The following is a 12,725-nucleotide window of genomic DNA, read 5'->3' as shown; positions in this document are numbered from 1 at the left end:
CCGTTCAGCCGCCCCCCGCAACCCCCCGCGCCCGCAACAGCAGCAGCGCCACATCGTCGATCCGTTCCTCCGCGTGTCCCTCCTGTCCCACCAGCACGTCGGCCAGCTCGTCCAGCGGTCGGTCCCCGGCCTCGGCCAGTCGCCGACCCAGCTCCACGAGCGAGTCCTCGATGTCGACGCCGGGAGATTCCACCAGGCCGTCGGTGTAGAGGACCAGCACCGAACCCGGCGCCAGGTCCACCTCGGTCGTCGGATATGTCGCCGAGCTGTCAATCCCGAGCAGCGGACCGCCCGCCAGGTCCAGCACCCGGACCCGGCCGTCCGGCCGCCTCAGCAGCGGCGGCGGATGCCCGGCCCGGGCCATCACGGCCCGCCCGCGTCCCGGGTCGAGCCGCAGGTACAGACAGCTGGAGAACAGGTCGGCCCCCAGGTCGATGAGCAGCCGGTTGGTGCTGCACATGACCTCCGCCGGCGACTGCCCCACCGTCGTGTACGCGCGCACGGCGGTGCGGATCTGCCCCATCAGCCCCGCCGCCGTCACGTTGTGCCCCTGCACATCCCCGATCACCGCGGCCGCCAGCCCATCGACCGGCACCAGGTCGTAGAAGTCGCCGCCGATGTCCATGCCCCGGGTGCTCGGCAGATAGCGCGCGGCCGCGTCGATGCCGGGCAGCGGTGGCAGTGACGGCGGCAGCAGGGCGGCCTGCAACCCGTGAGCCAGCTGGTGCTTGGCGTCGTACAGCAGGGCTCGCTCCAGCGCCAGCGCGATCAGCCCGCCGAGGCTGGTCAGAACGGCCCGCTCGTCGGCGGGGAAGGCGTGCGGCTCGGCGTAGGACAGCACGCACGTGCCCACGGGGCGCCCGGAGGCGATCAGCGGCAGATAGGCCCAGGCCGCGAAGCCGTCCGGCGTCGCGTGCCGGGCCGGATACAGCCGCTCCAGCTCCGCCTGGGACTCGAAGAACGCCGGCACCCCGCTGTTCAGCGCGTGTACGCCCGGCGTCGGCGCGCTCAGCGGCGTACCGTCGAACCGCTCCACGACCTGGGGATCCGGATAGCCGCGGTGCCCCAGCACATGCAGCCGCCCCGCCCGCGAGCCGAGCACGACCAGCGCCTGACTGCCCACGGACGGCGCGATCTGCTCGGCGACCAGCTGCACCACGTCCTGCGCGGTCACCGCCTCCGTCAGCGCGCCGGCCAGGCTCAGCACCTGCGAGATGGTCACCAGACGGGACGGCCCGTGGTCGTGCGACGGCACCGCCCGGTCCATCTCCGACACGGACCGCGCCCTGCTCACCCGGACGCTCAGCCCCGTCCTGCTCGGATACAGCCGGAACGACAGCCACTCGCCCGGCGGCCGCAGCGCCACGAACGACGTGACGTGCTGGCTGATCAGCGCCGCCCGGTACCGGTCCTCGTACACCGGGTCGTTCAGCCACGGCACCGCCGCCCACAGCTGGGTGCCGAGCAGCCGGCTGACGGGGACGCCGATCAGCGCGGCCGCCGCCGTGTTGGCGAAGGTGATCCGCCCGTGCAGATCCAGTGAGCACAACCCGTACGGCAGCCGCGCCACCATCCGCACCGCCTCCACCGAGCCCAGCGTGTCGGCCACTCTCCCCGTCGCGGGGAGCGAATCGGCCTCCGGAAGCACCGGGCGGCTCTCCTCGGCGGCCCGCTCCAGCCGTACGGCGAGCCGCTCGCAGGCCGCGGTCAGCTGCTCCCGCTCCCGGTCGGACAGCTCGTGCGGATGGGAGCCCGGCCAGGTCACGAACACCGACCCGTAGACCTTGGACTCGGTCGCCACCGGCAGCGCGGCCAGCGCGAAGGGGTACGGCAGTACCACGGCGACCCGCGGATAGCGGCGCGCCATCTCGTCCTCGCCGCCCACCCAGATCAGCTGCCGCTCGCGCACGGCGTCGGCGATCGGGATCGGGGCGCTGAGCCCTACCCGCTCCCAGGGCGCCGCGAACGCCCGGGGCAGCCCGGCCGTGACCTCCAGCTCCAGTACGGACTCGTCGGCGGACAACAGATACAACCCGCCGGAATGCGCGTCGACACCGTCGATCATCGAGGCCAGCGCCAGCGACAGCAGGGATCCACCGGGCGGAGCCCGCCGCGCCGTGGGCGCCTGCTTGTCGGACACGCCGACCACCTCCTCGCAGCGCCGCGGGACGAGTCCCAGGGATCAAATCTCCCTTGTCACGGCCCACCGCGCACGGCGAGGCCCTCGCCCACGGGGCACGGGCGGCGTCTGGACAAAGCAACCGCGTACCCCGACTGCCCCGGCCCATGCCACAGGACTCGACGTCACGCCTGTCACGAGACGGCCGCACGGTACGCAGGTATCCGCGTTCACAGGGGCTGCGCGCGGCGGGCATTAGCGCTGTAATACGGACGTGGTCAGTGAGGGCGTTGCCGGACGCAGGGCGAGAGTGCTGCGTGCCGAGGAGGCCCTGTCGGCGCTCCTGGCCGACCCGGACACCCCCGACCGCGGGCGCCGCGTCCTCGAACAGGCGCTCGTCTTCGCGCGAGCCACCTTCGCCGCCGTGTACGCGCCCAGCGAGGACGGTGAGCTGCTGTGCCTGGCCGACTCGGCCGGTGTGCCAAGGACCCTGTACGGCCTGCGTGACGGCTATCCGCTCGCCGGGAGTTCCCCGGTGGCCGACGCCCACCACACCGGGCGCGCCGTGTGGCTCGGCCCGGGCGAACTCGCCGACCGCGCGGAGGCCCGCCGTACCCCTGCGCGGGACTTCTCCCTGGCCGCGCTGCCCGTCCGCCGGGGCGGTGACGGGGGCTGTCTGCTCGCCGTGAGCGAGTGCCGGGACGGCTTCGACACCGAGGACCGCAAGTGCCTGGAGCTGATCGCCGACGCGGTCGCCGCCCCCGCCCCGGCCGTGCCCGCCGAGGCCGGTGAGCTGCCGCCGGGCGCGTTCAGCCTGGCCATGGACAGCGGCCGGGTGGACGTCGGTGACGAGATCCTGGAGTTGTTCGGCCTCAGCCGGGACGAGTTCGACGGCAAGGTCGAGACGCTGCTCGGCCGCACCGTGCCGGAGGACGTGCCGTCGCTGATGTCCGTGGTGGAGGCCGATCACATGACGATCGGCGAGCGCGAACTGGAGTTCCGGGTGCTCCAGCGCACCGGTCCTCCCAAGTGGCTCCGGCTGCGCGGCCGTCTGCTGCCCAGCGGCGAGGGCGTCCCGGCCCGGCTCTCGGGCACGGTCGACGACGCCTCCACGCTGCGGTCCGACGTCACGGACGTCGCCCGCGTCCAGCGCCTGGCCGCCGCCCTGTCCACCGCGGGCACCGTCCGGGACGTCAGCCAGGCCGTGGTCGCCGCGCTGCGCCGCCCCTTGCAGGCCGACCGGATCGCCCTGGCCGAACTGGAGCACGACCGGCTCGTCGTCACCGTCCTCGACCCGCCCGAACCGGAGGCCTGGCCCGAGCTGTGGCGTCTGGAGTGGCGCACCGAATGGCCCGACGCGCCCGTGCGCGCCATGCCCACCCTCGCCGCCGCGCTGCGCGAGGGCCGTGCCCAGATCTGGCCCGCGGGCACCGCACTGGAACCCGCGCTCGCCGATGTCGGCCCCGGCGGCCTCGCCGTCCTCCCGCTGCCCGCCGCGGGCCGCATGGCCGGCGCCTGCCTGATCGGCTGGGACCACCCGCACGACTTCGGCCCCGACGAACGCGCCCTGCTCACCGCCTCCGCCGGCCTCGCCGGGCAGGCCCTGATGCGCGCCCGCGCTTTCGACGCCGAGCACGAACTCGTCGGCACGCTCCAGCGCCAGCTCCTCCCGCGCCGCCTGCCGAAACTGCCCGGCGCGGTCGCCGTCGCCCGCTATCTGCCCGCCACGGCCGGTCTGGAGGTCGGCGGCGACTGGTACGACGTGATCCCGCTGCCCGACAACCACGTCGCCCTCGTCATCGGCGACGTCCAGGGACACAGCGCTGCCGCCGCCACCCTCATGGGGCAGATGCGCACCGCCCTGCGCGCCTACGCCGTCGAGGGCCACCCGCCCGACGTCGTGGTCTCGCACGCCAACCGGCTCCTCGTCGACATGGAGACCGACCTCTTCGCCACCTGCGCCTACGTCGACGTCGACATGGAGGAGGGCTCCGCCTGGTGCGTCCGCGCCGGACATCCGCCCCCGGTGGTGCGCCACCCCGACGGCACTACCCACATCGCGGAGGCCGAGGGCGGCCCGCCGCTCGGCGTGGTGGCGCAGGCCGACTACCCGATGAGCCCGATCCGGCTCCAGCGCGGCACCCTGCTCGCCCTGACCACCGACGGCCTGGTCGAGTCCGCCGAAGCCGACATCGACCAGGGCATGGCGGGCTTCGCCGACCGGCTCGCCGCCTCCGACCCCGCCCACCTCGGCCTGGTCGCCGACGGCCTGCTCGGCAACGCGCACCGCGGCGACGACGTGGCGCTGCTCCTGATGCGCTACGACGGCATGGCCGTACGCCCGCGGCGCGAGACGTGGACCGTGTGGCGGCTTCCCGAGGCCGTCGGTCACGCCCGCCGCTTCACCCGGCGAGCCCTGCGCGCCTGGGGTGTGACCGCGCACACCGACGCCGTCCAGCTGGTCGTCTCCGAACTCGTCACCAACGCCCTCGTGCACACCGAGGGCCCGGTCCGCCTCGACCTCACCCTCATCAACAGCCGGCTGCGCGTCGCCGTCGCAGACACCTCGCCGCGCAGCCCCGTCAAGCCCACCAGCATCGGCTGGGAGGCCACCGGCGGCCGCGGCCTCCTCCTCGTCGAGGCCATGTCGGCGGCCTGGGGCACGGTGCCGGTCAGCGGCGGCAAACAGGTGTGGAGCGAACTCACCCTCGACCGCTGACCCGCACGTGCCGACCCGGCAGCCCCGGGTACCCGGAGCCGAGGAACAGCAGATGAGGAGGTACGTCATGGCCCAGTACGTCCGCGACATCATGACCGGCGACCCGGTGACCGTCGAACCGCAGACGTCCGTCGTGGCGGTGGCCCGGATCATGCGCGACCAGGACCTCGGCGCTGTCCTGGTCACGGACGGCGACCACCTGCGGGGCCTGGTCACCGACCGCGACCTGGTGGTGCGGTCGATCGCCGACGGCGGCGACCCCGGCGAGATCACCGTGGCCGCCGCGTGCAGCGACGACCTGGTGACCGTACGGCCCGACGAGGAACTGGACCACGCGGTGGAACTCATGCGCGAACACTCCGTACGCCGTATCCCGGTCGTCGAGGACGACCACCCGGTGGGCATCGTCTCCCTGGGCGACCTGGCGATGGAGCGCGACCCGGAGTCGGCACTGGGGGACATCAGCGCGGCCAAGCCCAACACATAGCCCGTCGCACACCCCCGAACGGGGTGTTTCACGCCCCGCGGGCGCTCGGCGCCGTCCCGGCGCGGGATAGACAGCACGGGACGGTGCGGGCGGCGGTCGGAGGTGGCGTGACGTGGCAGCAGGCGACGAGGCGGCGGCCCGGCGGCGCCCCCCTTCCCGAGGGGCCCGGCTCGCCGACGCGGCGGACGCCCGGCTGCCCGTCCACGAAGGCGGCGCCCTGCTGCGCAAGGCGTTCCCCGACCACTGGTCCTTCCTGCTCGGCGAACTGGCCCTCTACAGCCTGCTCGTGCTGCTGGTGACGGGCGTATGGCTGACGCTGTTCTTCAAACCGGAGATGACCGAGGTCGTCTACGACGGCTCGTACACGCCGTTGCACGGCGTGCGGATGTCGGCGGCCTTCGACTCCACCCTGCAGATCAGCTTCGACGTCCGCGGCGGACTGCTGCTGCGCCAGACCCACCACTGGGCGGCCATCGTCTTCCTCGCCGCCATCGGCGTGCACCTGCTGCGGATCTTCTTCACCGGTGCTTTCCGCCGCCCCCGCGAGCTCAACTGGGCCATCGGCGTCACCCTGTTCGTGGTCGCCCTCGCCGAGGGCTTCGCCGGGTACTCGCTCCCCGACGACCTGCTGTCCGGCACCGGGCTGCGCATCGCGCAGGGCATCATGCTGTCCATCCCGGTGGTCGGGACGTATCTGAGCATGTTCGCCTTCGGCGCGGAGTACCCCGGCGAGGACATCATCACCCGGCTCTACGTGCTGCACGTCCTGCTGCTGCCCGGCGCCCTGATCGCCCTGGTCACCGTGCATCTGATCCTGGTCTTCTACCTCAAGCACACCCAGTGGCGCGGACCGGGCCGCACCCGGCGCAACGCCGTCGGCAAACCGTTCTTCCCGCAGTTCACGGCCACCTCGGGCGGCCTGTCCCTGATGGTCTTCGGCCTGCTCACCGTGCTCGGCGGCATCGCTCAGATCAACCCGATCTGGGCGTACGGCCCCTACCGAACCGACCTGGTGTCGACCGGTGCCCAGCCGGACTGGTACGTCGGCTTCCTGGAGGGCGCGCTGCGTCTCGTACCGCCCTGGGAGACGGTCGTCCTCGGGCACACCTTCATGTGGAACGTGCTGCTCCCGGCGGTCGTCCTGCCGGGGCTGCTGTTCACGGTCCTGTACCTGTACCCGTTCGTGGAGCAGCGACTGACGGGGGAGGGGGAACAGGAGCAGCACCTGTGCGACCGGCCCCGGGAACGCCCCGTCCGCACCGCCCTCGGCGTCGCCGGTATCACCTTCTACGCCGTCCTGCTCCTGGCCGGCGGCAACGACGTCGTGGCGTTCGCCTTCCGGATCTCGGTGAACGCCCTGACCTGGATCCTGCGCGTGGCCCTGGTGCTGGGGCCGATCCTCGCGTTCATGGTCACCCGGCGGCTGTGCCACGCCCTGCTGCGCGCGGAGGAGCAGCGGCTGAAGGAGGGCGTGTCGACCGGCGAGGTACGGCAGACCGTCGAGGGCGCCTACGAGAGCGAGCACCGGCCGGTCGGCGAGTTCCGGCCCGGAGCGCCGCGCCCGGAGCTCACTGCTGGCGACCGGCACCCCGATGCGCGTACTGGAACACCAGCCCCAGAACCCCCCGGGTCAGCACCGCAAGACCGATGAGGAACAGCCACAGCCCGTACACCACGCCGGTCGCCGCCACCGCGAAGCCCGCCGCCGTGACGATCGGCCACGGGCTGTCCGCCGGGAAGAACTCCAGCGGCCCGGCCGCGTCGGCGACCTCCGCGTCGAGCCGGTCCTGCGGGCGGCGGCCCTTGCGCCGGTACTGCACGGCACTGAAGAACGACACCACGCCCGCCATCAGGAACGCGATCACCAGCACCGCCGTGCCGGCCGGCTCCTCGGACCACGCGCCGTAGAGCCCGCCGATGCCCGCGAAGAACAGCGCGACGCCTCCGAACAACAACGCCTCGGTCTTCATCGGGTCTTCTCCCCCCTCCTGAGCTGCCGTTGCCGGGCGACCGCCGGATGGTGCAGGTCGAACGCGGGGGACTCGGACCGTACGCGGGGCAGCGCGACGAAGTTGTGCCGCGGCGGCGGACACGCGGTCGCCCACTCCAGGCCGCGCCCGTACCCCCAGGGGTCGTCCACGGTCACGGTCCTGCCGTATCTGGCGGTGCGCCAGACGTTGTACAGGAACGGCAGGGTGGAGGCGCCGAGGAGGAACGCTCCGACGGAGGACAGGGCGTTGAGGAAGGTGAAGCCGTCGGTGGGCAGGTAGTCGGCGTAGCGGCGGGGCATGCCCTCCTCGCCGAGCCAGTGATGGACGAGGAAGGTGAGCTGGAAGGCGGGGAACAGCAGCCAGAAGTGCAGCTTGCCGAGCCGTTCGTCGAGCATTTTGCCGGTGAACTTGGGCCACCAGAAGTAGAACCCGGCGAACATCGCGAAGACGACGGTGCCGAACAGCACGTAGTGCAGGTGCGCCACGATGAAGTACGAGTCGGTGAGGTGGAAGTCGAGCGGCGGGGAGGCGATCAGCACCCCGCTCAACCCGCCCAGCAGGAACGACACCAGGAACCCGAACGCCCACAGCATCGGCGTCTCGAACGATAGTGAGCCGCGGTGCATGGTGCCGATCCAGGCGAAGAACTTGATGCCGGTGGGCACGGCGATCAGGAACGACATCAGCGAGAAGAACGGCAGCAGCACCGCACCGGTGGCGAACATGTGGTGCGCCCACACCACCGCGGAGAGCATGGTGATCGCGATGGTCGCGCCGACCATCGGCAGGTAGCCGAACAGCGGTTTGCGGGAGAACACCGGGATGATCTCCGTGATGATCCCGAAGAACGGCAGCGCCACGATGTACACCTCGGGGTGCCCGAAGAACCAGAACACGTGCTGCCACAGCAGCGCCCCGCCGCTGGTGGCGTCGAAGATCTGCGAGCCGAACTTCCGGTCCGACTCCAGACAGAGCAGTGCGGCGGTCAGCACCGGAAACGCGGGCAGTACCAGGATCGACGTGAACAGCACGTTCCACGTGAACATCGGCATCCGGAACATCGTCATGCCCGGGGCGCGCAGACACATGATGGTGGCGATGAAGTTCACCGCACCCAGCGTCGTCGACACACCCGTCACCACCTGTCCCATCACCCACAGATCTGAGCCCGCCCCGGGGGAGAAGTACGCGCTGTTCATGGGCGCGTAGGCGAACCAGCCGAAGGCGGCCGCGCCACCGGGCACGACGAACCCCGCGATCACCATGAGCCCGCCGAAGAGGTACATCCAGTACGACAGCGCGTTCAGGCGCGGGAACGCCACGTCCGGGGCGCCGATCTGCAGCGGCATCACCGCGTTCGCGAAGCCGGCGAACATCGGCGTCGCGAACAGCAGCATCATGATCGTGCCGTGGTTCGTGAAGAGCTGGTTGTAGCCGAGATCGCTGAAGAACTGCAGCCCCGGGGCGGCGAGTTCGGCGCGCATGCCCATGGCCAGCAGCCCGGCGAGGAGGAAGAAGCAGAAGGCGGTGACCATGTACAGCCGTCCGATCACCTTGTGATCGGTCGTCGTGGCCCAGCCCAACAGCGTGGCGCCCAGCGGACGCCCGTGCGTCGTGCGCCGCCGGGCGGTCGGGGTGTCCTGCGGCAGCTCCGTCATCGTCCTCCTCTCCGGCCGCCGCGACGCTATCGCCGTGACGTGTGGTGCCGCCCGCGCCACGCCCTGTTGTCAGCCGTCAGGGCACCGACCGGAGTCATTCACCGCCCGTGACCGGGTACTCGAAAGCGCATGAATCCCATCGCTCAGGAAGTAGCCGCAGCCGGTTCCGCCGCCGGGTTCGTCGTGATCCTCGTCGGTGGCGTCGTCGTCACCGCCGTGCTGATCTGGGCCGTCCTGCTCGGCATCAAGGTGCGCAAGCGCGAGCCCCGCCGCCCCCGGCCCGACGAGCAGCCGAGGCTGCCGGCCTCCGGCGCGGTCCGGGAGACGCGGGAGCAGCGCGAACCCCACGAGGTGGCCGGGGAGGAACGGCTCACCCCGCACGACCTCAGGCCGTCCGGCGGGATGCGCAGCGGAGATCAGCGCCGGCCGCGCTGGAACCGTGGATCCAGCGGTTCGTTCGGCAGCGGCGGACCCGGCGGGGCCTGACCGGCAGGGCGTTTACCAGCGGCGGAGCGGGGGACCCGGTCCCCAGTTCCGTACACCCGTACGAGGGGACGCAGAAGGAAGAGGATGCGTCGTGACCACGTCCACCAGTGACAAACCCGTCGTCCGCCGACTGGAGACCGGCTGGTCGAAAGCCCGTCGGCTGCGCGCGAAGAACGAACTGCGCACCTGGCTCCCGGCTGTGGAGAGCCCGGACGGACCACGGACCCCGCACACGGCCCCGGAGTGGAACATCGTGCGGGGTGAGGACTGAAGCACACGCATGACGCGCCCCGCGTGCGGCAGCCGTCCTACGCTGAAGCCGTGCGCCTGCTCCTGATGTCCGACACCCACCTGCCCAAACGGGCCAAGGCGCTGCCGGACGCGCTGCTCGCCGAACTCCCGCACGCCGACGTCGCGTTCCACGCCGGCGACTGGGTCGACACGGCCACCCTCGACCTGCTGGAGAGCCGCTGCCGCCGACTGATCGGCGTGTACGGCAACAACGACGGCCCCGAACTGCGCGCCCGGCTCCCCGAGGTGGCGTACGCCGAACTCGACGGCCTGCGCTTCGGCGCCGTCCATGAAACGGGCCCCGCCCAGGGCCGCGAGGCCCGCTGCGCCGCCCGCTTCCCCGACCTGGACGTCCTGGTCTTCGGCCACAGCCACATCCCCTGGGACACCACCGCCCCCACCGGCCTGCGTCTGCTCAACCCCGGCTCCCCGACCGACCGCCGCCGCCAGCCCCACTGCACCTACATGACCGCCACCGTCACCGACGGCCGGCTCACGGACGTGACCCTGCACCGGCTGCCGCCCCGCTAATTCGGTGGACGCACCGGCGTGCGCAGCGGTCCCCTGTCGGGGTGCTGATCGATGCCGCCCTCGTACGCCGTCTGCTCACCGCCCAGTTCCCGCAGTGGGCCGTCCTTCCGATCTCCCCGGTTCCGATCTCCGGCCTGGACAACGCCACCTTCCGGCTCGGCGACGAACTGTCCGTCCGGCTGCCGCGCTACGCGTACTGGGAGGGCCAGGTGGAGCGGGAGCACCGCTGGCTGCCGCGGCTGGCCCCGCATCTCCCGCTGCCCGTCTCCGAGCCGCTCGCGCAGGGCGAGCCGGGCGAGGGCTACCCGTACCGGTGGTCCGTCTACCGCTGGCTGGACGGCGAGAGAGCATCCCCCCGGACGCTGGCCGACCCCGTGCAGGCGGCCCGCGACCTCGCCGGGTTCATCACCGCCCTGCAGAACATCGACCCGGCGGGCGGGCCCGGCCCGCAGCAGAGCAACGCCTTCCGTGGCGTGCCGCTGGGCGACGAGCGCGACTCCCTTGCCGCCGAGGCCCGGGTGCGGCCCAAGATCGAGGCGCTCAGGGCAGCCGGACTCGTCGACGCCGACGCGGTGACCGAGGTGTGGGAGGCGGCCCTAGGGCCTGTCCGGCGGATCATGCCGACGTCGCGGGGCCTGGCACGCCCTCCCCCAGAGGGGGTACCCCCAGCGGCGTTGTCGTCGGTTGCCGACGCTCCGCGTCGCCGCCCTCCTCCGCCTTGCAGCTGGACGCACCAGACCCCGCTCACCTGCGCTGATCAGATGCCGTTCCTTGCAGCCGGCCTGATCCGCCGGACAGGCCCTAGCGGCGCCCGCCTGGCACAAGCCGCCGGCGTGGATCCACGGCGACCTCGCGACCGGCAACCTGCTGGCCCGGGACGGACACCTCAGCGCCGTCATCGACTTCGGCACCCTGGCCGTGGCCGACCCGGCGGTCGACCTGCTGCCCGCCTGGCTGTTCCTGCCCGCGACCGCCCGCGAGGCGTTCCGGGAGGCCGTCGACCCGGACGACGCGACCTGGACACGCGGCCGCGGCTGGGCCGTGGCAAGCTCCCTCCCGGTCCCCGACGACCCCTACTTCCGGGACCACCCGGACCGGACCGCGGCGGCACTGGACCAGCTGGAGCAACTCATCGCCGACCACCGGCAGGAGAACGCCTGAGCGACCCCGCCCGTCATGTCGGCGGATGGATCGCCCCCGCTGTCGCCGCCAGCGGCGCCCCGGTCCCGCCCCACCGCAACGCGACGATCTCCGCGGCGACGGACACGGCCACCTCCTCCGGCGTACGGGCGCCCAGGTCGAGCCCGATCGGGGAACGCAGCCGGGACAGCTCGCCCGGGGTGAGCCCGGCCTCCGTGAGGCGCTTGGCGCGGTCGTCGTGGGTACGGCGGCTGCCCATCGCCCCGATGTACGCGGCGGGCCGGCGCAGCGCCTCCTCCAGCAGTGGTACGTCGAACTTCGGATCGTGCGTGAGCACGCAGATCACCGTGCGCTCGTCGGTCTCGGTGCCGCGCAGATAGCGGTGCGGCCAGTCGACGACCACCTCCACGCCGGGCGGGAAACGCTTCGGCGTGGCGAAGACCGGGCGGGCGTCGCAGACGGTGACCCGGTAGCCGAGGAAGTCGCCGACGCGGGCCACCGCCGCCGCGTAGTCGATCGCGCCGAACACCAGCATCCGCGGCGGCGGCGCGAAGGAGTGCAGAAACACCGAGACATCGTCCTCGCGCCGCTCCCCGTGCGGCCCGTAGTGCCGTACGCCGGTGGCGCCGAGGGCGAGTTCGCCGCGCGCGTCTGCGGTGACCGCCACGTCCAGGCCGCGCGCCCCCAGCGTGCCGGCCACCCGATCGGGCCAGACGGCCAGCGTGGCCCCGCGCGGCGCCGGCCCGTCGGTCACCGTCGCCACCGTCACCGGGCGGCCGTCCAGGACCGACTGAGCCACCGCCCCGAACGCCGGATCCCGCTCGGGCGTGACCGGCCGGACCAGCACGGTGATCTCACCGCCGCAGGTCAGCCCCACCGCGAACGCGTCCTCGTCGCTGTACCCGAACGTCTCCAGCCGCGCCTCGCCGCTCGCCACGGCCTCCTGGGCCAGCTCGAACACCGCACCCTCGACACAGCCGCCCGACACACTGCCGACCACCTCGTCGCCCGGCCCCACCGCCATCGCCGCCCCCGGGTCACGCGGCGCGCTGCGGCTCACCCCCACGACCGTGGCCAGGCCGAACGGGTCCGAGGCCGCGTACCAGCGGCGCAGTGCCGGAAGAATGTCACGCATGCTTCGACCCTCGCATGGTTGAGCGTTAATCCATTGTCGCGCCGCCGCTCCTTCTGCTGCACTGCACCCGACCAGTCGTCACGTGGTCACGTCGTCACAGACAAGGAGCGATTTGATGCGAGCAGCGTTCATGTCCCCCGCCGTCGCACTGACCCACACCACAAAGGA

10 protein-coding genes and 2 pseudogenes are annotated in these 12,725 nt (G+C 72.4%); 8 read left to right on the top strand and 4 right to left on the bottom strand.

What is annotated here, in order from left to right:
• Positions 1-4 precede the first annotated feature (4 nt).
• Positions 5-2,149: a SpoIIE family protein phosphatase gene (locus tag SSP24_RS01100; protein WP_141306629.1), complete on the bottom strand. Its 2,145-nt coding sequence runs from the start codon at positions 2,147-2,149 to the stop codon at positions 5-7.
• Positions 2,150-2,393: 244 nt separating this feature from the next.
• On the opposite strand from SSP24_RS01100, the gene SSP24_RS01095 reads away from it, so the two are divergent.
• The 3 genes from SSP24_RS01095 (at position 2,394) to qcrB (ending at position 6,976) form a co-directional block, all read left to right on the top strand.
• A complete protein-coding gene (locus SSP24_RS01095; protein ID WP_141306628.1) occupies positions 2,394-4,838 on the top strand; it encodes a SpoIIE family protein phosphatase in 2,445 nt (814 codons plus the stop codon).
• A gap of 67 nt (positions 4,839-4,905) precedes the next feature.
• A complete protein-coding gene (locus SSP24_RS01090) occupies positions 4,906-5,325 on the top strand; it encodes a CBS domain-containing protein (RefSeq protein ID WP_141306627.1) in 420 nt (139 codons plus the stop codon).
• A 112-nt stretch (positions 5,326-5,437) separates the two neighbouring features.
• Positions 5,438-6,976: a cytochrome bc1 complex cytochrome b subunit gene (gene qcrB / locus SSP24_RS01085; RefSeq protein WP_141306626.1), complete on the top strand. Its 1,539-nt coding sequence runs from the start codon at positions 5,438-5,440 to the stop codon at positions 6,974-6,976.
• Here qcrB and ctaF read toward each other — a convergent pair.
• Positions 6,894-7,295, bottom strand: coding sequence for an aa3-type cytochrome oxidase subunit IV (gene ctaF, locus SSP24_RS01080; RefSeq protein WP_141306625.1), 402 nt, complete (start codon positions 7,293-7,295; stop codon positions 6,894-6,896). The two genes, qcrB and ctaF, sit on opposite strands and share 83 nt — an antisense overlap.
• Positions 7,292-8,974, bottom strand: a complete 1,683-nt coding sequence (gene ctaD / locus SSP24_RS01075; RefSeq protein ID WP_141306624.1) for an aa3-type cytochrome oxidase subunit I — start codon at positions 8,972-8,974, stop codon at positions 7,292-7,294. The genes ctaF and ctaD overlap by 4 nt, the downstream gene beginning before the upstream one ends.
• Positions 8,975-9,103: 129 nt before the next feature.
• Here ctaD and SSP24_RS01070 point away from each other — a divergent pair, with 129 nt between their 5' ends.
• The 5 genes and pseudogenes from SSP24_RS01070 to SSP24_RS01050 form a co-directional block, all read left to right on the top strand.
• Positions 9,104-9,460 (top strand): DUF6479 family protein, encoded by a 357-nt coding sequence (locus tag SSP24_RS01070; RefSeq protein WP_141306623.1) that lies wholly within the window; start codon positions 9,104-9,106, stop codon positions 9,458-9,460.
• 91 nt (positions 9,461-9,551) lie between these two features.
• Positions 9,552-9,731, top strand: coding sequence for a hypothetical protein (locus SSP24_RS01065; RefSeq protein WP_141306622.1), 180 nt, complete (start codon positions 9,552-9,554; stop codon positions 9,729-9,731).
• 50 nt (positions 9,732-9,781) lie between these two features.
• Entirely contained in the window at positions 9,782-10,282 is a 501-nt protein-coding gene (locus SSP24_RS01060; protein ID WP_141306621.1) for a metallophosphoesterase family protein, read from the top strand.
• Positions 10,283-10,323: 41 nt separating this feature from the next.
• Positions 10,324-10,860, top strand: a pseudogene (locus SSP24_RS01055) (phosphotransferase); the annotation flags it as partial.
• Positions 10,861-11,101: 241 nt separating this feature from the next.
• Positions 11,102-11,443: pseudogene (locus tag SSP24_RS01050) on the top strand (phosphotransferase); the annotation flags it as partial.
• A gap of 13 nt (positions 11,444-11,456) precedes the next feature.
• Here the strand turns inward: SSP24_RS01050 and SSP24_RS01045 are convergent.
• Positions 11,457-12,557, bottom strand: a complete 1,101-nt coding sequence (locus SSP24_RS01045) for an XdhC family protein (RefSeq protein ID WP_141306619.1) — start codon at positions 12,555-12,557, stop codon at positions 11,457-11,459.
• Positions 12,558-12,725: the final 168 nt, after the last annotated feature.

It is taken from the genome of Streptomyces spinoverrucosus (assembly GCF_006539505.1).
GTDB lineage: Bacteria > Actinomycetota > Actinomycetes > Streptomycetales > Streptomycetaceae > Streptomyces > Streptomyces spinoverrucosus.
This window is presented reverse-complemented; position numbering and strand designations above follow the sequence as displayed.

Excerpts from the sequence above, each read along its gene's own strand:
- SSP24_RS01090 (WP_141306627.1), top strand. The coding sequence starts at position 4,906 with ATGGCCCAGTACGTCCGCGACATCATGACCGGCGACCCGGTGACCGTC.
- ctaD (WP_141306624.1), bottom strand. The coding sequence starts at position 8,974 with ATGACGGAGCTGCCGCAGGACACCCCGACCGCCCGGCGGCGCACGACG.
- ctaF (WP_141306625.1), bottom strand. The coding sequence starts at position 7,295 with ATGAAGACCGAGGCGTTGTTGTTCGGAGGCGTCGCGCTGTTCTTCGCG.
- SSP24_RS01070 (WP_141306623.1), top strand. The coding sequence starts at position 9,104 with ATGAATCCCATCGCTCAGGAAGTAGCCGCAGCCGGTTCCGCCGCCGGG.
- SSP24_RS01045 (WP_141306619.1), bottom strand. The coding sequence starts at position 12,557 with ATGCGTGACATTCTTCCGGCACTGCGCCGCTGGTACGCGGCCTCGGAC.